Here is a 19986-nt window from a genome sequence, read left to right on the forward strand (position 1 = left end):
CATCCGCTCAGAGCTCCCGCCAGGGACGGACCTTGGTGGAGCTTCGCCGTATCACCCGTGTATCACACAGCCATCACCAACTGGCCAGACCCTCCCGGACCAAGAGGCCCTGACCTGCGATTCTGTGCCCACGCTGGACTGGCGTAGACGCCCCCGGACGGTCTTTACAACCTGAGCCAGGTCGTGCCGAGTGAGGGACCCAGGATCAGCACAGGGGCCTCGGCCGGCCCGTCGAATCGGTATTGCAGGGTGTTCGGGGGTGTCTCACTCACGCCCTGCACGCTCTCACATCCCACATTTTCTCACGCGCTTGGGTGGGAACCCCGCGCAAGGCGTCCTACCTTGTGGGGGCCTCGGGAAGATCCTCCGCGTCCGGCTTCACCCGCCGCTTGCCGAAGGGCCTCACGTTCGTGCCGGGCCGGCTCCCGCCAGGGCCGGGGCCGGGGAGCGGCGGGTGTGCAGGCGGTGCAGGTAGGTGTGGGCGCTGGGCAGGGTTTCCAGCAGGATGCGCTGCTGGCGCCGGATCCGCGTGAAGTGGGCGTCGGCGGCCCGGCGGGCGGCCGTACGGTGCGCCAGCGCCGCCGGCGGCGGGCCGCCCCGCGGGTCGAGGGCGGCCAGCACCATCCGCAGCGGCAGTTCGCCCGGTTCGGGGGTCAGCCCGGCGCGATGCCCCTCCAGACAGGCCGACAGGGCGTCGGACAGCGGCAGTTCGCCGTGCGTCCGCCAGAACGGCGTGTCCGCTCGCGGGGCGGCCCGGTACAGGAGCCGGGCCAGGTCGTCGGCCGCCGCCGCGTCGGCCGCGGCGGCCCGGTTGAAGCGGTCCGCCGGGGCGCTCAGGTGCCGCCGGTCGGGGAAGTCGCGTACCAGCCGGGCGAGTTGGCGCAGTACGCCGACGAGGCCGTCGTCGGCCAGCGGGTCGGCGGACCGGGCGGCCGAGCCGAGCGCCACGCAGTTGTGCACCCAGGCGCGGCGGGCGGCCCCGCCCGGCCGGTGCTGGACGCGGACGTCGGCGACGCCGGGGCGCAGGCCCCACAGGGCGCACAGCGTGCGCACCGCCCGCTCCTCGTCCGTCCACGCGCTCGCGCAGACGAGTCCGGCGCCGATCCGGTCCGGGAGCGGACGGTGCCAGGCCCAGCCGAACGGCAGGGCGGTGGCGGTGCCGTTGGGCTCGATCCCGGCCACGGCACTGTCGTAGGGCACGCTGACGGTGACCGTGCGGTCGGTGAGCGGGTGCCCCCCGGTGAAGGGTTCGCGCAGCACCCCGCTCAGCAGCAGGCTCGCCGGGCCGGTGCAGTCCAGGAAGAGGTCTCCCGCCAGCCGGGTGCCGTCCGCGGTGCGCAGGGCGGTGAGCATGCCGTCGCCGTCCCGGTCGGCGTCCAGCGGCACACCCCGCGCGGTGCGGACTCCGAATCGCTGTACGGCGGTTCGGCGCAGGAATCGCGTGAGGAGTTCGGCGTCGGCGTGCCAGCCGTAAGGTACGGCGATCCTGCCGTCCAGCCAGCGTGGTGATCTGCGGGCGTCCAGCAGTGGTGGCTCACGGAAACAGGCACGGTCCAGCGGCTCGACGGTTTCGCCCGTGCGGCGGCGCAGCCGCCAGAATTCCGACAGCGGGAATTCCTCGCATTCGGGGAGGGTCGCGAAGGGCCGGTCGAAACGATCCGGTGCGTGACCGATCAGGGGCCGCGGTGCGAGCTGTGCCGCTCCCCCGGTGCGCCAGTTGACATACCGCACGCCGAGCGTGAAGGACGCCGAGCAGGCACGCATCCAGGTCTCCTCCGGGACGCCCAGCCGGTCGAAGAGGTCCCGCTGCACCTGCGGGTCCAGGGCCACGACCCGGCCGGTCGCGTCGGCCGCCGGGGTGTGCCGCGGGGTTTCCAGCACGGTCACGCCGACCGCCGGGCCGAACGCGGCGGCCAGTCGGGCGGCGGCGGCCCAGGCGGTGAGCGTGCCGCCGACGACCACGATTTCTGCTGTGTCCAGGCTGTCCATGAGGGAATTCTCGACGCCGTTCCATATGCATTGTGTATTGCTCTGTATTCCTTCTGTACCGGCGGATACGGAACGGCCGGAGAACGCGTACAGAAGGGAACTCCACTCTGTTTGTGCGGGGCCTGAGAGGGACCCGATACGAACAGGAGGAGAAATGTACGACGAACTGAACTCCCCGAATCAGGTCCGGCACCCTCTGGAATACCTGACGGAAATCGAGAATTCCGCGGCGCTGGACCAGGAGCTGCTGCTGCGCGATGCCGGGACGCCGTGGGCGGATCTGCTGGCGGCCTATGTGGACGCGCTGAACGAGCTCGCCGTGCGGGGGCCGGAGGGGAACGGGTACGTCGCCACGTACGGACTGGACGAGGGGCACGCGGGCGGGTGCGGCTGAGCGGTGACACGCCGGGAGCCCGGTGGCCGGCCCGTCGGAGGGGCGGGCCGGCCACCGGGCCGGGAGGGTGAGGCGGAGGGGCGCGCCGGTTCAGGCCGCGGCCGGGTGGCGGTCGTGCGGGCGGTGCGGGGACGCGGTCGGGCAGTGCCGCAGCGCGTACAGCCGTACCAGCGGCATCAGCCGGTAGCAGGGCTCGCCGGCTTCGTCCTCGCTCGGCGACGCCGTCAGCAGCCGGGCGTCGGTGAGTTCCTCCAGCAGGTCCTCCGCGTACCTCGGGGCGAGGTCGAGCAGCGCGGCGGCGTCCCGGGCGGTCAGCCGGGAGGGACCGGTCGCCGCGAGTACGCCGAGCGCCCCGGCCACGGCGGGGGTGAGCGGGTGGAGCGCGGTGCGCAGTCCGGCGGCGATGTCGAGGGCGCCGATCCGCAGTTCGTCGAGGCGGTGCTCCTCGGGCGCGAGCCGGTCGGCGAGGCGGGCGACCGGCCAGTGCGGGCGGGTGGCGAGCCGGACGCCGGCGATGCGCAGCGCGAGCGGCAGCCGGTCGCAGAACTCGGCGACGCGCAGGGTCGCCTCGGGTTCCGCGGCGAGCCGTTCGGCGCCCGCGACCGACGCGAGGAGTCCGGCCGCCTCGGCCGGGGTCATGGCGCCGAGCGTGACCAGTCGCACCGCGTCCAGCGAGGCGAGCGTGGGGTGGGTGCCGGTGACGACGGTACGGCTCGGGCCGCCGCCGGGCAGCAGCGGCCGTACCTGCGTGTCGTCCGCGGCGTTGTCCAGGACGATCAGCAGGCGCCGGTCCGCGACCAGCGTGCGGAAGAGCAGCGCCCGGTCGTCGACGCCCTCGGGCAGCCGGTCGCCGTCGGCCCCGAGCGCCCGCAGGAACCAGCCCAGCACCTCATGGGCCCCTCGCCGGCGGCCGTCACCGGTGCGCAGATCCGCGTACAACTGCCCGTCGGGAAAGTCCCCACGGCACACGTCACCGACCCGCAACGCCAACGCGGACGTCCCGCTGCCGGGTGCCCCCGCCACAACGACGTCGTATCGCCCCCGCAGCGCACCGATCACCTCCGCCACCGCCGCGTCCCGCCCGACGAAGTCGACCGGCGCTGAGGGGAGGAGGGCCGGGACGGCACGGTCGGCCGTATTCCGGGGTGCGGTCGCCGGCGGCGGGGTGGCCGTGGTGGCCGGGTGGTGGGGGGCCGTCGTGGTGGGGGGTGCGGTGGGCGTGGTGACCGGGGGCGCGGTGGCCATGGTGGCCGGGTGCGGCGGGCGTTCCGGGGCCTGCGGCTGCGGGAGGGTGCCGGTGAGGATCTGGTGGTGGACGGTGCGCAGGGCGGGGCCGGGGTCGATGCCGAGGTCGGTGCTGAGGAGGTGGCGGCCCTCGTCGTAGGCGGCGAGGGCGTCCGCCTGCCGGCCGGCGCGGTACAGGGCCGTCATCAGCTGGCCGCGCAGGCGCTCGCGCAGCGGGTGGCTGCGGACGTGGCCGGTGAGGGCGGGGACGAGGTCCTCGTGGCGGCCGAGGGCGAGCGCCGCCTCGGTGTGCTCCTCGAGCGTGGCGAGCCGGGCCTCCTCCAGACGTGGCCCCTCGGCCTGGGCGAGCTGCTCGGTGACGTCGCCGAGGGCCGGCCCGTGCCAGAGCGCGAGCGCCTCGGCGAGGCTGCGCTCGGCGTCGGCGAAGCGCCCGGCGCGCAGCTGGTCCCGGCCCGCGTCGGCGAGTTCGCGGAAGGTGTGCCAGTCGAGGCCGGCCCCGCCCGGGTCCATCCGGTAGCCGTTGCCGTGCCGGACCAGTCGGAGTCCGGGACCGAGCCGGGTGCGCAACCGGGAGACGTACGTGTAGAGCTGACGGGTGCTCGTGGCGGGCGGGTCCCAGCCCCACAGCAGGGTCGTCAGCCGCTCGTCCGTGACGAGCCCGCCCCGCGCGAGCAGCAGCACGGCGAGCGTGGCCCGCTGCTTGGCGCCGTCGAGCGGTACGGGGTGCCCGTCGCGTTCGGCGGACACGGGGCCGAGAATCCTGAACTCCATGCGGGCCTCCGCGGGTGCGCGGGCCCGCTGCGATCCGGGCCGTCTGCCGCGAAAAGCTACTGACCTGCGGTTTTTCCTCGCTCTCGGGTCGATTTCGAGGCCGCGAAACAGCTTCGAAAGCGGCGAAAAACGGTGGCTCCGTAGCGTTCTCGGCATCACCCCGGGCACCGCCCGAAGACACCGGACATCACCCCCAGGAGGACCCCGTGAACCGCATCTTCCACACCGCCCGCAGGACCGCCGCGACCGCTCCGGTGGGCCGGCTCGCGGCCGGTGCCGTGCTGCTGCTCGCCGCGGTCGGTGCGCTCGGCGCCACGCAGGACCTGAGCCCCCTCGCCGGCCACGCGCCGGCCGGCGGCGGGGCGGGCCACCGGGTGACGTCGGTGCGGGCCGCGGACGATCCCTGGACGCTGACCCGGAAGGTCGTGCAACGCGACGACCCCTGGACCTCCGCCCCCGCCACGCCGCTGCGCGACGACCCCTGGACGTGACCGGCGGGCGACCGCCGCCACACGTCAGGGGCGGGCGAGGGCGAACAGCAGGCCGGCGTCGGCCGGTTCGTCCTGCGCGAGCGCCGCCAGCAGCTGGTCCACGCGGTCCCGCCACTGCCGCACGCCGACGTCGGCGAAGAGTTCACCCGCGCTGCGCAGGCTCGCCGCGGCACCGGCCCGGTCGGTGCGCAGCATCAGCACACAGCCGAGGAGGAGGGCCGCCCGTGCCTGGACGTACCGGTCCGGCACCTGGTCGGCGGCCTCGATGGCGTCCCGCAGCACCGTCTCCGCCTCCGCGAGCTTGTCCTGGCACCACAGTGCCTCCCCCAGCGCGCGCAGCACATGCGCCTCGCCCCGCCGGTCGCCGCTGTCGAGCACCAGCTCCAGGGCGCGCCGGCAGGCCGCCTCGGCCCGTTCCCCGTCCCCCTGCTGGATGAGCGCCTCGGCGAGCCGTACGGTGCTCTGCGCCTCGCCACGGGCCGCGCCGAGTCCCCGGCTCTTGGCCACCGCCTCCGACGACAGCAGCAGGCTGGCCTGCGCGTCGCCCCGCTCCAGCTCGATCTGTGCGAGCAGGCCCAGCACATGGGCCTCCGCGTAGTGGTCACCGACCTCGCGGAAGAGCTCCCGGGCGTCGCGGCCGAGGGCGAGCGCGCCGTCCAGGTCAGAGCGGTGGCGTGCGCACAGCGCGAGGTTGCGCAGGACGAGTGCCCGCCCCTGGTGCCGGTCCAGCTCCTCGAACAGCCGCAGGGCCGGCAGCAGCCGTGCGTGGGCGGAGTCGAAGTCCCACTTGATGATCTCCAGGGTGCCCAGGGACTGCAGCAGCGCCGCCTCGCCCAGCCGGTCGCCGGTGCGGCGGGCCGCGGCCAGGGCGGCCTCGGCACAGTCCCGCCAGTCCTCCAGGTAGTTGCGGTTCTGGAACAGGGTGACCGCGGTGACGGCCAGGTCCCAGGCGTGGGCGGACTCGTCCTCGCGGGACAGCTGGTCGACGAGCGCGGTGAGGGCGAGCCGCTCGGTCTCGAACCAGCCCATGGGGTCCTCCAGCAGGCTGTCCACGAGATGGGCGGGCAGCTCCCGCAGCGGTGCCGGACCGTGGACGACGGTGTAGTCACCGCCGTACATCCTGCGGTGGGCCTCGCGGGCGAGGGCGAGACAGGTGCCGCTGACGCGTCGTACGGCGGCGCAGCGTTCGCTGTCGGTGTCCTCCTCCAGGGCACGTTCGCGGGCGAACAGCCGCAGCAGGTCCTGGAAGCGGTAGCGGACGTGGCCGACGCCGACGCTGACGGGTTCGAGCAGCTGGGCGTCGACGAGCTGCTCGATGAGGTCCTCGGCGTCGACGAGGTCGAGGTCGAGCAGGGCGGCGCCGGTCCACGCGGAGAACTCGGGCACGCTGAGCACGCCGAGCAGCCGGAACATGCGGGCGGTGCCGGCGGGCAGACCGCGGTAGCTGAGCCGGAGGCCGGCGCGGACGCCACGGGAGTCGATGCTGAGTTCGTCGAGTCTGCGGTGCTGGTCCTCCAGGCGGGACAGCAGGGTCCGTACCGTCCAGTGGGGCTTGGCGGCGAGCCGCGCGGCGGCGATCCGCAGCGCCAGCGGCAGCCGGTCGCACAGCTCGCTCAGCCGTGCCGCGCCGACCGGGTCGGCCGCGCAGCGGTCGTCGCCCGCGACCCGGGAGAGCAGGGTGATGGAGTCGTCCTGTTCCAGGGAGCCCAGATGGAGGGGGACGTAGGCGTAGTCGCCGGCCAGGGCGCCGCCCATGCTGTCGCGGCTGGTGACGAGGACGCAGCAGCGGGAGGTGCCGGGCAGCAGGGGGCGTATCTGCGCGAACGAGCGGGCGTTGTCGAGGACGATCAGCACCCGGCGCCCGCCCAGGACACTGCGGAACAGCGCGGTGCGCTCGACCTGGTCGGCGGGGATCTGCGGGCCCGGCACCCCGAGGGCGCGCAGGAACCGGTCCAGGACGGCGCTCGGTTTGCGGGGCGCCTCCTCCTCGTCGTAGCCGCGCAGGTCGGCGAAGAGCTGGCCGTCCGGGAAACGGGCGGCCACCTGGTGGGACCAGTGGACGGCGAGGGCTGTCTTGCCCACGCCTCCGGTGCCGGTGATGGAGCCGACCGGCAGGGCCGCCCCGTCGAGGTGGTCCAGGAGCCGGTCGAGGGTGGCGAGTTCGTCCCGGCGTCCGGTGAACGAGGCCGGGGCGGGCGGCAGATGGGCGGGCACGATCGTGGCCGGTGCGAGGGCGGCGGCCTGTTCCGGGGGCGGCACCAGCGCCGGGGAGTCGGCGAGGACCTCCTCGTGCAGTTCCCGCAGGGCGGGGCCCGGGTCGATGCCGAGCTCCTCGGCGAACAGCCGCTGGGCCTCCCGGTAGGTCTCCAGGGCCTCCGCGCGCCGGCCGCACCGGTACTGGGCCAGCATCAGCTGGGCGACGGCCTGTTCGCGCAGCGGGTTGTCGCGCACGAACCGGGCGAGCTCGGCGACGAGTTCGCCGTGCTGGCCGAGTTCCAGGCGTACGGCGGTGAGCTGCTCGTACACGTCGAGGCGCAGCTCGGTCAGCCGGGTCGCCTCGGCCTCCACGCGCTCGGCGGTGACGCCCGCCAGCGCGGGCCCGCGCCACATCGCGAGGGCCTCCTCGAAGTGGGCGTGCGCCTCCTCCGGGTCGCCCCTTCGGGCGGCGGCCTGCCCCTCGGCGGCCCGCTCCTCGAACTCGACGGCGTCGATGCGGTGTTCGCCGGGGAAGAGCATGTACCCGGGGTGGCTGGTGACGAGGACGCCGTCGACGCCGAAGGCGGTCTTGAGGGACTTGCGCAGGGCCGAGACGCAGATGGCGATCTGGTTGCGGGCGGTGGCGGGCGGTTCGCCGTGCCAGACGGCGTCGGCGAGGGTGTCGACGGAGACGACCCGTCCGGGGGCGAGCAGCAGCATCGACATGATGGTGCGCTGGCGGGCACCCTGCAGGGTCATGGGCCGTCCCTCGGCGCTGATGTCCAGCGGCCCCAGGATCCGGAACACCACCTGAAGCACCGCTGCCTCCCGAACTGACGGCCGCAGCCGTACCGTACGGCCCGTTTCGCCGCCTTCTTCTGACTAACAAGCCGCCCCAAGGGGCCGCAACGAGAGCGGCAGCAAGCTGCCAATGCGCAGGTGATCAGGCGCGGGCCCGCCAGGACGCCGGGGGCGTGGCCGCGGGGCGGTGCCAGCGGGCGGGCGCCGGTTCCCGGCCGGCGGGCGTCTCGCCGGCACCTTCGGCTCGGCCCACGGCAAGCGCGGTGACGAGCGCGGCCACCGCGGCGACCTCCTCGGGCGTGGGGTTGCCACCGATGACCCGGAACAGGGCGGGCCCGAGCGGCCCTTCGAACACGGACGCGACCGGGAGCGCCTCTGGCGCGGGCTGGACCGGGGCAGGGCCGGGCGACGCCTCTGGCGCGGGTGGGACCGGGACACGACCGGGCGGCGCCTCGAGCGCGAGGGCGGGCGGCACTTCGCGGGTGGGATCGAGCCGCCCTTCGAGTGTGACGGGCGCGGCCGGGGCACGGCCGGGCGACATCTCGACCACCGGGCCGGGCGGCCCTTCACGGGCGGGATCGAGTGGCCCTTCAAGCGCCGCGGGTACGGCCGAGACACCACCGGCCGACCCCTCGACCACAGGGCCGGGCAGCCCTTCCAATGTCGCGGGTACGGCCGAGACACCGCCGAGCAGCCCCTCGACCACTGGGCCGCGCAAGCCCTCATGCGCGGGACCGAGCCGCCCTTCAAGCGCCGCGGGTACGGCCGAGACACCACCGATCGCCCCCTCGACCACAGGGCCGGGCGGGCCTTCGAGTGTCGCGGGTGTGGCTGGTGTGGGGCCGGGTGTGTGGGGCATCAGGGGGCTCCTCACATCGGGGGGTTGCCGTGTTTGCGGGTGGGTAGTCCGGCGTGCTTGGTGCGCAGCATCGTCAGGGACTTCACCAGGACCACGCGGGTGTCGGCGGGGTCGATGACGTCGTCGACGAGGCCGCGTTCGGCCGCGTAGTAGGGGTGCATCAGCTCGGCCCTGTACTCCTTGACGAGCTGCTGTCGCATCGCGTCGGGGTCCTCCGCCCCGGCGATCCGTCGGCGGAAGACGACGTTCGCCGCTCCCTCGGCCCCCATCACGGCGATCTCGTTGGCGGGCCAGGCCAGGGAGAGATCGGCGCCGATGGACCGGGAGTCCATGACGATGTACGCGCCGCCGTAGGCCTTGCGCAGGATGACCTGGATACGCGGCACGGTGGCGTTGCAGTAGGCGTACAGCAGCTTCGCGCCGTGGCGGATGATTCCGCCGTGCTCCTGGTCGACACCGGGGAGGAAGCCGGGGACGTCCACGAGGGTGACCAGGGGGATCGAGAAGGCGTCGCAGAGCTGGACGAAGCGGGCGGCCTTCTCGGAGGAGTGGATGTCGAGGACGCCGGCGAGGGAGCTGGGCTGGCTCGCGACGATGCCGACGACCTGGCCGCCGAGCCGGGCGAGGGTGGTGATCACGCTGGTGGCCCAGCGTTCGTGGACCTCCATGTGCTCGCCGTCGTCGACGACTTCGGCGATGACCTCGCGCATGTCGTAGGGGCGGCTGCCGTCGAGCGGCACCAGGGAGCGCAGCCGTTCGCAGCGCCGGTCGGCGGGGTCCGTGGCCGGGACGGCGGGCGGAGCCTCGCGGTTGTTCTGCGGGAGGAGCGACAGCAGGTACCGCACCTCGGCGATGCAGGTCTCCTCGTCGTCGTAGGCGAAGTGGCACACGCCGGAGGTCTCGGCGTGGACGTCCGCGCCGCCCAGGCCGTTCTGGGTGATCTCCTCACCCGTGACCGCCTTGACCACGTCCGGGCCCGTGATGAACATCTGCGAGGTCTCACGGACCATGAACACGAAGTCGGTCAGGGCCGGCGAGTACGCCGCACCGCCCGCGCACGGGCCCAGCATCACCGAGATCTGCGGGATCACACCCGAGGCCTTGGTGTTGCGCTGGAAGATGCCGCCATAGCCGGCGAGGGCCGAGACACCCTCCTGGATGCGGGCGCCCGCGCCGTCGTTCAGGGAGACCAGCGGCGCACCCGCCGCGATGGCCATGTCCATGATCTTGTGGATCTTGGTGGCGTGGGCCTCGCCCAGCGCGCCGCCGAAGATCCGGAAGTCGTGCGCGTACACGAAGACCGTACGGCCCTCGACCGTGCCCCAGCCGGTGATGACACCGTCGGTGTACGGCTTCTTCGCCTCCAGGCCGAAGCCCTGCGCACGGTGCCGGCGCAGCTGCTCGACCTCCTGGAAGGACCCCGGGTCCAGGAGCAGCTCGATCCGCTCCCGCGCCGTCAGCTTGCCCTTGGCGTGCTGCGCCTCGGTCGCGGCCGGTGCGCCGTCGAGGATCTCGTGGCGGATGCGGTCGAGTTCGGCGATCCGCTCCTGCATCGTCATGGCCGACTCCCTTGCCGGTTCAGCTGGTTCGGTGGGCGACGTAGTCGCACAGGGCGAGCAACGCGCGCCGGGCGGGCAGCGCGGGAAGCGTGTCGAGGGCCGCGCGGGCCTGGTCCAGGCGGCGGCCCAGCACGGCCTCGGTCTCGGCGAGGGCGGGCGAGCGGGCGAAGAGGTCCAGGGCGCGCCGCGCGTGGCCCGCGGGGACGGGGCCCGCCGCGAGCAGGGCGCGCAGTTCGTCGTCGGCCGGGTCGGCGCTCTCCAGGACCAGCAGCACCGGCAGGGTGGGCACCCCGGCGAGCAGGTCGGTGCCGCGCTCCTTGCCGCTGACGTCGGCCGGGGACCGCAGGTCGAGCAGGTCGTCGGCGATCTGGAAGGCGACCCCGAGGTGTTCGCCGTACTCGGTCAGCGCGGTCACGGCCGCGGCGGGTGCGCCGGCCTGGAGGGCGCCGATGCCCAGCGACATCGCCAGCAGGGCCGCGGTCTTGCCGGCGATCACCTGGAAGTAGTGGGTGACCGGGTCCTCGCCGGGGGCGGGCCCGGTCAGTTCGCGCAGCTGGCCGGAGACCAGGCGGCCCGCCGTACGGGCGTTGAGCCGTACGGCCTCGGGGCCGAGCTGTGCGGCCAGTTGCGCGGCGCGGGCGAGCAGCCAGTCGCCGCCGAGCACCGCTGCCCGTTCACCGAAGCGGGCGTGGACGCTGGGCACGCCGTGCCGGGTGGGGGCGCCGTCCATGACGTCGTCGTGGTGCAGGGAGGCGATGTGCACGAGTTCGGCGATGACGGCCGCCTGGGTGATCCCCTCCCGCCACGGCTCGCCGAACTCGGCGCCGAGCAGCACCAGCAGCGGGCGCATCCGCTTGCCGCCCGCCTCGGCGAGATACCCGGTGAGCGCGCCCACACGGGGATCTCCGGCGTCCTGTGCCAGGGCCAGTAGCCATTTCTCGACGCGTTCCAGGGATTCCCGCAGCCGCGCCCGAAGGCCGGGATCGTCGAGGGCGAGCCGGTCGAGCGGGCCGGTTTCCGGAGGTTCGGCACGATGGTCCGACGCGGTCCCGTCGGCGTGTCGCACAGTCATCGCCAGACCCTTCCGATACGTGGTGGAGCAGTGCCGATTTCGCACATGCGGACGACCACTGTCCGTACCGGCCCCATGGGGTCTCAACTGCGGTGACATGAAGGTGCCACCCGCCGAGGAGCCCGCCGGGGAAACGCGGAGCGTCAGGTTCCTGCCATATACGGGGTGACCGGCCCGGAATCCCGGGCCCGGCGTTATGTTCCCTTCCCGAAACCCCGTCGGATTCCGACTCCGCCGAACTCTGTTGAAAGGGACGGGAATTGCGTACCCGATTCACTCTTGGCGCGGTACTCGCCGCCGCCGCCGTGCTCACCACTGCCGCACCCGCCGCCCTGGCCGCCGGGGACGGCGCACGGCCCGCCGCCCGCTCTTGCGGCGCGCTGCGGCTGACGGGTGCGCTGCCCGTGCCGCCCGCGGGCATGGCGGTGCAGCAGGACGTCACGATCGGCGCGGACTGCGGCGCCCGGCTCGGCGCGGTGCGGCTGGTGCCGGTGGACCGGGCGCCGGAGGCCACGGTGGCGCGCCGGGCCAGGGCCGCGGACGGCACCCACCATGTCTCCAGCTGGAACGAGATGTACGACTGCTGCAACATCCGGATGACCGGCCTGTACACGACCGCCGACTGGACCACCGGCGGCGGCCGGGTCGTCGGCGCCGCCACCGACGCCACCGAGCAGCACAACCGCGAGCCGTGGAACGCCGGCTGGTCACCGGCGTCGTCCGCGCACGGCGCCGACTGCACCGCCGACTGCGCCGTCTCCCACACCGAGGCGCACGCGGACTTCACCTACCGGGGCATCTTCGACGTGACCGGGAACTGGTACGCCAACAGCCACCACTCGTACGTCGACCTGGGCGCCGACGGCACCGCGTCCTGCCGTTTCGACGTCGAACTGCGCCACACCTTCGTCGGCTGGAACTGGCGGCACGGCTGCGCCTGACCGTGGCAGCAAGCTGCCACGAACCGGGATGAACGGGGTTCGCGCTTCCTACACTCGCCGAAATCCCCCACCGCACGGGCCGCTTCGGGCACCCGCCGCCCAGCCGGGCAGGCCGGGCGGCGCGTGCTGTGCTCATGCCCACGAAGGAGTCTCATGTTCGGACGGATCGGACGGGCCGCCGTCCTCCGGCCCTGGCTGACCATCTCGGCCTGGATCGTCGCGGCCGTGGCACTGGCCGTGCTGGCCCCGCAGCTGAAGTCCACCGGTGACCAGGCCGACTTCCTGCCCTCGCACTACGAGTCGGTACAGGCCGGCCAGGTGCAGGAGCGCGCGTTCCCCCGGCACGAGCAGCCCGCGGCCCTCGCGGTGTTCCAGCGGGCCGACGGCGGGAAGCTGACCGCCGCGGACCAGGACCGGGTCGCCGAGATCACCGCACGTCTGCAGGGACTCGGCATCGACCACATCAAGCGGATAGAGACGAACCGGCAGGCCGTCTCGCCCAACCGGCAGATCGCCCTCGCCAGTGTCGTCGCCACCGTCAAGGACCCCTACGACCCGGGGCTGATGGACTCGGTCGACAAGCTGCGCGAGCAGGCCAAGCCGCTGCTGAAGGGCACCGATCTCCGGCTCGGCATCACCGGGCAGGCGGCCAGCGCGCTGGACTCCAAGAAGGCGTCGGGCGACACCGATTCCATGATCATGTCGGCCACGCTGGTGCTCATCGTCGTCCTGCTGCTGCTCATCTTCCGCAGCCCGCTCATCGCCGTCCTTCCGGTGCTGATCATCGGGGTGGCCTTCATGGTCGCCACCGGGCTGATCGCGACGGCCGCCGACCTCGGCGGTCTGAAGGCCGACAGCTCCATCTCCGCGATCCTGATCGTGGTCCTGTTCGGCGTCGGCACCGACTACATCCTCTTCCTGCTCTTCCGCCACCGCGAGCAGCTGCGCTCCGGGCAGGCACCCAAGCAGGCCATGATCACCGCGGTCACGCTGGTCGGTGAGACCATCGCGTCGGCGGCCGGGGCGGTCATCGTCGCCTTCATGGCACTGCTGCTGTCCACCATGGGCATGCTGCGCACGATGGGCCCCTCGCTCGCGATCTCGGTCGCGGTCGCCCTGCTCGCCGGTCTGACCCTGGTGCCCGCCGTGTTCTCGCTCCTCGGCACCAAGGCCTACTGGCCGTCCAAGTCCTGGCGCAAGCAGCCGAAGAACGTCCTTGCGGGCCGGATCGGCACGCTCGCCGCGCAGCGCCCCGCCGCCGTCGCGGCCGTCACCGGCGGGGTGCTGCTGGTGCTGGCCGCCGGAGTCCTCGGTTTCCGCGCGGAGTTCGACACCACCAGCTCGCTCCCCCAGCACCTGGAGTCCGTGCGGGCCATGAAGGACCTGCAGCGCGGCTTCCCGGCCGGCGAGACCGACCCGACCACCGTGTACCTGGAGAAGGACGGCGGCGGCACGCTGACCAAGGCGCAACTGGACGACTACGGCGCCCGGCTGGCCAAGGTGGACGGGGTCGGCCAGGTCTCCCCGGCCGTGCTCTCCGGTGACGGCCGGGTCGCCCAGTACAGCGTCGTGCTGGACGACAAGCCCACCGGGGAGAAGGCCATCGAGCTGGTCTCCGGCCCGCTCAGGGACGCCGCCCACCAGGCCGCGCCCGAGGGGTCGAAGGCGCTGGTCGGCGGCACCACGGCGGTGCTCGCCGACATCGAGCACGCGGTGAACCACGACTACAAGGTGGTCTTCCCGGCCGCCGGCATCGCCATCATGCTGATCCTCGGGCTGCTGCTGCGCAGCGTGGTCGCCCCGGTGTACCTGATGGTCTCGGTGGCGCTCGGTTTCGGTGCCACGCTCGGTGCCACCGTCTGGCTGTTCCAGAACAGCCAGGGCAAGAACGGGCTGCTGTTCACGCTGCCGGTGATCGTCTATCTCTTCGTGGTGGCGATCGGCACCGACTACAACATCCTGATGGTGGCCCGGCTGCGCGAGGAGATCGAGCAGGGCCGCACTCCCCGGGAGGCCGCCGCCCGGGCGGTGGCCCGGTGCGTGCCGACCATCGGCGCGGCCTCGGTGATCCTGGCCGGCACCTTCGGTGTGCTGATGCTCGCCGAGAACTCCATGCTCCAGCAGATGGGCTTCGCGGTGGCGTTCGGCATCCTGCTGTCCGCCTTCGTGATGGCCATGCTGCTGGTGCCCGCCCTGACGACACTGCTCGGCCGCCGCGCCTGGTGGCCGGGGCACAAGGTGGCCGCCGTGCCCGCGCCGGCCCCCGTCCACGACGACGAGCGCACGCTCGTGTGACCCATGTGATCCGTGCGAGAGGAGGGCGCCGTCCGGTCCCCGCCGCCTTCAGGGGTGGCGGGGACCGGACGGCGCATGCCCGATGGAGCTCACCCTTTTCCTGTTCATCGCCGCCGTCACCCTGGTCCTCACCGTGGCGCTCCTGTCGATCGGGGCGCGGCGCCTGCTCGGACTGAGAATCGGCAAGGTGCGCGCCGCCCTCACCGGTCTGGTGGCCATGGGGGCGAGCGGTCTGATCGGCGCGGCGATGGGCGAGGCCCGCCGCGGGGCGCTGGTCTCGGTGCAGATCGGGCTGACCGTGCTGGTCGCGGTGGGTTTTCTCGCCCTGTCCGAGGCGGTGGTGCCCTCCGGTTCGCTGTCCGGGCTGGTCCGCTGGCCGCAGGCGGTACGCCGCCGGCTGGCCCGCACCCGCCGCTACGGTCAGCTGAGCCGGATCGCGATGCGCCACGGACTGGGCAGCGCGCTGCGCGGCCGGGGCCGCGGTGGTCCCCAAGCGGCGCTGGAGCGCGGGCAGCTGGCGGTCCGGCTGCGCCTGGCCCTGGAGGAGGCCGGGGCCACCTTCGTCAAGCTCGGCCAGGTCCTGTCCACCCGCTACGACATGCTGCCGCCCGAGTTCGTGACGGAACTGACCAAGCTGCAGCACCAGGTGGCGGCCGAGCCCTGGGAACAGGTGCGGCGGGTGCTGACCGACGAGCTGGGCCGGCAACCGGACGCGGTGTTCGCCGAGTTCGATCCCGAGCCGCTCGCCGCGGGCTCCATCGCCCAGGTGCACCGGGCCCGCCTGACCACCGGCGAGGAGGTGGTGGTCAAGGTGCAGCGGCCCGGCGCCCGTGCCGTGGTCGACCGGGACCTGGACATCCTGTTCCGGATGAGCCGCAAGATCGAGGAACACACCGCCTGGGGCCGGGACATGGGTGCCGTGGAGCTCGCGGAGGGCTTCGCCGCCTCCCTCAACGAGGAGCTGGACTTCCGGATCGAGGCCCGCAACATGGCCACCATCCGGGCCGCGGCGAACCGCCCCGGCATGCTCTCCACGGTCCGGATGCCGCTCTTGCACGAGGAGCTGTGCGGCCGGCGGGTGCTGGTGCTGGAGTGGCTCACCGGCACCCCGCTCAACGCGGCGGGCGCCGTCATCGACGAACGCGGCCTGGACCGCACCGAGCTGGCCCGGCAGCTGCTGGAGTGCGTGCTGGAGCAGATCATGATCGGCGGGGTGTTCCACGCCGATCCGCACCCCGGCAACATCATGCTCCTCGACGACGGCAAGCTGGGCCTGCTGGACTTCGGTTCGGTGGGCCGTATCGACCGGGTGCTGCGGGCGGCACTGGGCAATCTGCTGCTGGCCATTCACCGCAGCGACCCGGTCGCGCTCTCCGACGCGCTCCTCGAACTGGTCGACCGTCGCGAGGACATCGACGAGATGCGCCTGGAGCGCGCGCTGGGCCGGTTCATGGCCCGGCATCTCACCCCCGGGGTGCGGCCCGACCGCGAGATGTTCGCCGACCTGTTCCTGCTGGTCGCCCGGCACGGGCTGACCGTGCCCCCGGACATCGCCGCCACCTTCCGGGCCCTGGCGACCCTGGAAGGGGCCATGGAACAGCTGGTCCCCGGCTTCGACATCGTCGCCGAGGCACGTGCCTTCGCCGCGGCGCAGCTGGAGCGCAAGCTGACTCCGCAGTCCGTCGGCCGGGTGCTGGCGGAGGAGACGCTCGCGCTGGCGCCGATGCTGCGCCGGCTGCCGCGCCGGATCGAGCGGATCACCAACTCGCTGGAGCACGGGCGGCTGGGCGTGCAGGTCAGGCTGCTCGCGGACGAGCGCGACCGGCGTTTCGTACGGTCCCTCGTGCACGATGTGCTGCTGGCGTTCCTGGGCGGGATCACCGCGCTGGTCGGGGTGCTGCTGCTCGGCACCCGCAACGGCCCCCGGCTCAGCCCCTCGCTGAGCCTCTACCAGCTGCTCGGCTACAACGTGCTGGTGGTCAGCTCGGTGCTGGTGATCCGCGTGGTGTTCACGATATTCCGCTCCCAGCGGCGGCTCCCCGGGCACTGAGGCCGCGGGGAGCCGCCCCCTCCGGCCGGGCTCAGGCGGCCGTGAACGCCACCGGCAGACTGCTGTAGCCGTAGAGGAAGTTGGAGTAGACCCGCCGGGCCGGTCCGCGTGACTCCACGGCGGCGACCAGGTCGCGCAGCGCCGCGAGGAGCGCTTTCAGCTCCTCGCGGCCGAGGAACGCGCCGAGGCAGAAGTGCGGGCCGAAACCGAACGTCACGTGCTTGTTGGGGGTACGGCCCAGATCGTAGCGGCGCGGGTCGGCGAAGACGCTCTCGTCGAAGTTGGCGGAGCTGTTCCACAGCGTGACGACGTCGCCCGCCGGTATGGTGCGGCCGCCGATCTCCACGTCGACCAGGGCCCGGCGGCCGAAGTGCATCGCCGGTGTGGTCCAGCGCAGCACCTCCTCGGTCGCGCTGTCCACGCCGACTTCGCCGGCCTTGAACGCCCGCCATTGCCCGGGGTGTTCGAGGAAGCCGAGGACCGCGCCGATGGACGCCATCCGGCTGGACTCGTCGCCGCCGATGATGAGGCTGTAGCAGTTGAGGACGATCTCCTCCTCGGTCAGCGGCCTGCCGTCGATCTCACCCGTGGCCAGGGCGCTGATCACGTCGTCGCCGGGGGTGCGGCGGCGGCTGCGCGCCAGGTCGGAGAAGTAGAGGAGGATCTCGTTGCGGGCGAGCCAGGCGTCCTCGGCCGTGCCGTCGCTGCTGTCCGCGCTGAGCACCTGCTTGTTCCAGTCGAGCAGCGGCTGGCGGTCCTGCGGGGGTACGGCCATCAGATCGCAGATGGTGCCCATCGGGATGTGCTCGGCGATGGCCTCCGCATAGTCGAAGCCGTCGCGGTCGAGCACCTGGGCGAGCAGGTCCCGGGTGCGGGTGCGCACCTGCTCGACGACATGGTGCAGGGCGCGCGGCGAGAACGACCTGAGCATCAGGTTGCGGATGGCACGGTGGCGGCTTCCGTCGGTGACGGCGAGCATCTTCCCGGCCGCCGAGTCGCCGCCCTGCAGCAGGGTGGCGAGCACATTGCCGCGCTCGGAGGTGAACCGGTCGTTGTCCTTGTAGACGGCCAGGACGTCGGCGTACCGGGTGAGCGCCCAGAAGCCGGGCCGGCCCGCGGTGGGCCGGTGGTGGTGGACCGGGCGCTCGGTCCTGAAGCGCTGCCAGAGGTCGTGCAGGTCGCCGGGGCCGGGGGGGACGAAGGTGCGCGGGTCGGTGAGGTCCACGGCGTCCAGGTCGCCGTGGGTGGCCTGGACGGTCTCGGTCGCAGTCATGTCCGCTCTCACTGTCGGTTGCACGGTTCAGGGTTCGGTGGGTGGGTGCCGGGGTGTGACTCGGCGCGCCGCCGGATGCCGTGCAGCCACTCGCGGCGGATGACGCCGCTGGGCAGGCGGATGAGCATCCAGTAGCGGGCGAACCGGCGCCGGGCCGCCTCGTCGGTGCTGAGCACCCGCGTCTCGGTGGTCAGCCGTCCCTCGCCGACGCGGAAGTCGAAGGCGACCTTGTAGTGGCCGGGCCGGTCGAAGGCGGCGAAGGCGTCCGCGACGGGCTCGGCCAGCCGGGCAGGGCCCTTGGGCTCCGCCGTGGCGACGACCGCCCCGATCACCAACTGGGCCTCGTCGCGGTGCAGTTCGGTGAAGCCGCCGCCCGTCATGGAGGCCAGGAAGGGCTCGTCGGCCTTGTCCCGGCGGGTGCCGAGCGAGCCGGCCAGCATCAGCGCGTGGAAGACGGGGACGTCCCGCCACCGGGTCTCCTCGACCGCGCGCAGCACCCGGGTGCGGGGCGCGCGTACGGCGATCGAGTGCGCTTCCCGGTGGTCCCAGCGCGGCAGCAGCCGGTCCAGTGCCCGTCCCTCGGCCTGTTCGTCCATGTCACTCACTTCCTTCCCGGGCCGCGGCCGGCTGCCGGGTGCGGCGCTGGAAGGCCAGGGCCATGACGGTGAACAGCAGGCCGCCGAGCATCCAGTAGGGCTCGTACACGAGGACGCTGAAGCGGTCCTCGCCGGTCAGCGGCTTTCCGCGCTGACCGGTGAGGAAGACCACCAGGTCCACCATCGACGGCGCGGCGTGGCCGACCATCAGCAGCGCGCAGCCCCAGGCCCCGAAGAGCACCAGGCGGCGCGGGAAGAACAGTCCCCAGCGCTGCACCAGGGCGAGCGCGAGGGCGGCCCCGCCCAGGTTCATCGGTATGGCGATCAGGTCGATGACGAACAACGGCTTGTTGTCGACCAGGGATTCACCCGGTGGCAGCCCGATGGTGCCGCCGAGCGCCCAGTAGCTGTGGAACGCCGCGAACACGACCATCCACGCGCAGGCGGTGAAGGCCGTTCTGCGCTGCCCTGCCGTCGCGGGCGGGATGTGGCGGGCCCGTTCGGTGATGCGGACGGAGGCGCGGTTGACGGCGGTGGGCGTGTTTTCCATGACGTTCCAATCGCGGTGGCCGGCGGTCCCGTCGGACGCCGGGTCAGGCGGACAGCTCGGATCCATACCCCATGGGGCAGCCGTAGACTGTCTCGCCGCCGGCCCCGGTGTCCCGCTGTTCGCCAGGTGTGGCGTGAACGTGACTGCGGGCCGCGTGCAGGCCGGGGAAGAACCACTTGTCCAGGGTGGAGCGCAGGAACTCCGAGCCCGAACTGCCGCCGCTGCCGGGCCGGGTGCCGAGCGCGCGGACGACCAGCAGCCAGTGCTGGTAGCGCCAGTGGTGGAAGAGGGCGTCGTATTCGAGGAGGTCCTCGGCGGTGTCCCGCAGGTCCTCGTGGGGCCGGCCGGGGACGAAGAGCTCCTCGGGGGTGAGTCCGCGGCGCCGCAGGACCTGGGTGAACACGTCGTCGAGGTTGGGCTCGTGGAAGCGGCCGAGCAGCCGCTCCCGCTCGGCGACGGTGGCGCCGGGCAGATTGAGGTAACGGCGGTCGCGCAGCCCGGAGATCAGCTCCAGCTCGCGGAACTGCACGGACTGGAAACCGCTGGACTCCCCCAGCGCGCCGCGGAACTCGTTGAAACCGGCGGGCGTCATGGTGGCGAGCACATCGAGGTGGCCGAGCCACAGCGAGCCCATCCGGTTCAGCCGGCGCAAGCCCCGGCGGGCCGGCCCGAACCGCTCGTGCTGCAGCGCCTCGCGCACGCTCTCCAGCTCGTGCAGCGCGCAGGAGAACCACAGCTCGAAGGCCTGGTGGGTGATGATGAACAGCATCTCGTCATGGGCGTCGGTGCGCGGGCGCTGGAGGGTCAGGAGTTCGGGGACCTCCAGGTACGTGCCGTAGGAGAGCTGTTCGGCGGGCGCGGCGGCATGGGTCAGGGGTTCGGCGACGGTGTCGGTCATGGGTGG

At 73.0% G+C, this 19986-nt stretch carries 15 protein-coding genes; 5 read left to right on the plus strand and 10 right to left on the minus strand.

The window, feature by feature from the left end; genetic code table 11:
• Window positions 1-402: 402 nt before the first annotated feature.
• Complete coding sequence (locus BFF78_RS09645; RefSeq protein ID WP_069777910.1) at window positions 403-1989, minus strand: tryptophan 7-halogenase; 1587 nt, start codon at window positions 1987-1989, stop codon at window positions 403-405.
• Between the two features lie 154 nt (window positions 1990-2143).
• On the opposite strand from BFF78_RS09645, the gene BFF78_RS09650 reads away from it, so the two are divergent.
• Window positions 2144-2383 carry a DUF6269 family protein gene (locus BFF78_RS09650; protein WP_069777911.1) on the plus strand — a complete coding sequence of 80 codons (240 nt, stop codon included), beginning with the start codon at window positions 2144-2146 and terminating at the stop codon, window positions 2381-2383.
• A 90-nt stretch (window positions 2384-2473) separates the two neighbouring features.
• On the opposite strand, the gene BFF78_RS49520 is transcribed toward BFF78_RS09650, so the two are convergent.
• Window positions 2474-4399, minus strand: coding sequence for an AfsR/SARP family transcriptional regulator (locus BFF78_RS49520; RefSeq protein WP_069777912.1), 1926 nt, complete (start codon window positions 4397-4399; stop codon window positions 2474-2476).
• A gap of 206 nt (window positions 4400-4605) precedes the next feature.
• Between BFF78_RS49520 and BFF78_RS09660 the strand changes: the two genes are divergently transcribed.
• Window positions 4606-4890 carry a hypothetical protein gene (locus tag BFF78_RS09660; protein ID WP_069777913.1) on the plus strand — a complete coding sequence of 95 codons (285 nt, stop codon included), beginning with the start codon at window positions 4606-4608 and terminating at the stop codon, window positions 4888-4890.
• 24 nt (window positions 4891-4914) lie between these two features.
• On the opposite strand, the gene BFF78_RS09665 is transcribed toward BFF78_RS09660, so the two are convergent.
• The 4 genes from BFF78_RS09665 to BFF78_RS09680 form a co-directional block, all read right to left on the minus strand.
• Window positions 4915-7905, minus strand: a complete 2991-nt coding sequence (locus BFF78_RS09665; RefSeq protein ID WP_069777914.1) for an AfsR/SARP family transcriptional regulator — start codon at window positions 7903-7905, stop codon at window positions 4915-4917.
• Window positions 7906-8029: 124 nt separating this feature from the next.
• A complete protein-coding gene (locus tag BFF78_RS43050) occupies window positions 8030-8746 on the minus strand; it encodes an acyl-CoA carboxylase epsilon subunit (protein WP_107440866.1) in 717 nt (238 codons plus the stop codon).
• Window positions 8747-8757: 11 nt separating this feature from the next.
• Entirely contained in the window at window positions 8758-10305 is a 1548-nt protein-coding gene (locus BFF78_RS09675; protein ID WP_069777915.1) for an acyl-CoA carboxylase subunit beta, read from the minus strand.
• Between the two features lie 19 nt (window positions 10306-10324).
• Window positions 10325-11377, minus strand: a complete 1053-nt coding sequence (locus BFF78_RS09680) for a polyprenyl synthetase family protein (RefSeq protein WP_069777916.1) — start codon at window positions 11375-11377, stop codon at window positions 10325-10327.
• A 260-nt stretch (window positions 11378-11637) separates the two neighbouring features.
• Here BFF78_RS09680 and BFF78_RS09685 point away from each other — a divergent pair, with 260 nt between their 5' ends.
• The 3 genes from BFF78_RS09685 (at window position 11638) to BFF78_RS09695 (ending at window position 16663) form a co-directional block, all read left to right on the plus strand.
• On the plus strand, window positions 11638-12318 hold the full coding sequence (locus BFF78_RS09685) for a hypothetical protein (protein WP_069777917.1): 681 nt from the start codon (window positions 11638-11640) through the stop codon (window positions 12316-12318).
• A 153-nt stretch (window positions 12319-12471) separates the two neighbouring features.
• Window positions 12472-14613: an MMPL family transporter gene (locus BFF78_RS09690; RefSeq protein WP_069777918.1), complete on the plus strand. Its 2142-nt coding sequence runs from the start codon at window positions 12472-12474 to the stop codon at window positions 14611-14613.
• An 82-nt stretch (window positions 14614-14695) separates the two neighbouring features.
• On the plus strand, window positions 14696-16663 hold the full coding sequence (locus tag BFF78_RS09695) for an ABC1 kinase family protein (protein ID WP_069777919.1): 1968 nt from the start codon (window positions 14696-14698) through the stop codon (window positions 16661-16663).
• A gap of 31 nt (window positions 16664-16694) precedes the next feature.
• Here the strand turns inward: BFF78_RS09695 and BFF78_RS09700 are convergent, their stop codons facing one another.
• From BFF78_RS09700 to BFF78_RS09715, 4 genes are read right to left on the minus strand one after another with little or no spacing between them, the layout of a single operon-like run.
• Window positions 16695-17936 carry a cytochrome P450 gene (locus BFF78_RS09700; protein WP_069777920.1) on the minus strand — a complete coding sequence of 414 codons (1242 nt, stop codon included), beginning with the start codon at window positions 17934-17936 and terminating at the stop codon, window positions 16695-16697.
• 8 nt (window positions 17937-17944) lie between these two features.
• On the minus strand, window positions 17945-18532 hold the full coding sequence (locus tag BFF78_RS09705; RefSeq protein WP_069777921.1) for a hypothetical protein: 588 nt from the start codon (window positions 18530-18532) through the stop codon (window positions 17945-17947).
• A gap of 1 nt (window position 18533) precedes the next feature.
• Window positions 18534-19082 carry a DUF3995 domain-containing protein gene (locus BFF78_RS09710; protein ID WP_079161241.1) on the minus strand — a complete coding sequence of 183 codons (549 nt, stop codon included), beginning with the start codon at window positions 19080-19082 and terminating at the stop codon, window positions 18534-18536.
• A gap of 43 nt (window positions 19083-19125) precedes the next feature.
• The gene (locus BFF78_RS09715) at window positions 19126-19980 is read right to left on the minus strand and encodes a tryptophan 2,3-dioxygenase family protein (RefSeq protein WP_069777922.1); all 855 of its coding nucleotides are present in this window, start codon (window positions 19978-19980) and stop codon (window positions 19126-19128) included.
• Window positions 19981-19986 lie beyond the last annotated feature (6 nt).

Origin of the sequence: Streptomyces fodineus (genome assembly GCF_001735805.1) — a bacterium.
GTDB classification, from domain to species: domain Bacteria; phylum Actinomycetota; class Actinomycetes; order Streptomycetales; family Streptomycetaceae; genus Streptomyces; species Streptomyces fodineus.

Coding starts and splice junctions, on each gene's coding strand:
- BFF78_RS49520 (WP_069777912.1), bottom strand. CDS start 4,399: ATGGAGTTCAGGATTCTCGGCCCCGTGTCCGCCGAACGCGACGGGCAC.
- BFF78_RS09700 (WP_069777920.1), bottom strand. CDS start 17,936: ATGACTGCGACCGAGACCGTCCAGGCCACCCACGGCGACCTGGACGCC.
- BFF78_RS09715 (WP_069777922.1), bottom strand. CDS start 19,980: ATGACCGACACCGTCGCCGAACCCCTGACCCATGCCGCCGCGCCCGCC.
- BFF78_RS09710 (WP_079161241.1), bottom strand. CDS start 19,082: ATGGAAAACACGCCCACCGCCGTCAACCGCGCCTCCGTCCGCATCACC.
- BFF78_RS09675 (WP_069777915.1), bottom strand. CDS start 10,305: ATGACGATGCAGGAGCGGATCGCCGAACTCGACCGCATCCGCCACGAG.
- BFF78_RS09690 (WP_069777918.1), top strand. CDS start 12,472: ATGTTCGGACGGATCGGACGGGCCGCCGTCCTCCGGCCCTGGCTGACC.
- BFF78_RS09695 (WP_069777919.1), top strand. CDS start 14,696: ATGGAGCTCACCCTTTTCCTGTTCATCGCCGCCGTCACCCTGGTCCTC.
- BFF78_RS09650 (WP_069777911.1), top strand. CDS start 2,144: ATGTACGACGAACTGAACTCCCCGAATCAGGTCCGGCACCCTCTGGAA.
- BFF78_RS09705 (WP_069777921.1), bottom strand. CDS start 18,532: ATGGACGAACAGGCCGAGGGACGGGCACTGGACCGGCTGCTGCCGCGC.
- BFF78_RS09680 (WP_069777916.1), bottom strand. CDS start 11,377: ATGACTGTGCGACACGCCGACGGGACCGCGTCGGACCATCGTGCCGAA.
- BFF78_RS43050 (WP_107440866.1), bottom strand. CDS start 8,746: ATGCCCCACACACCCGGCCCCACACCAGCCACACCCGCGACACTCGAA.
- BFF78_RS09645 (WP_069777910.1), bottom strand. CDS start 1,989: ATGGACAGCCTGGACACAGCAGAAATCGTGGTCGTCGGCGGCACGCTC.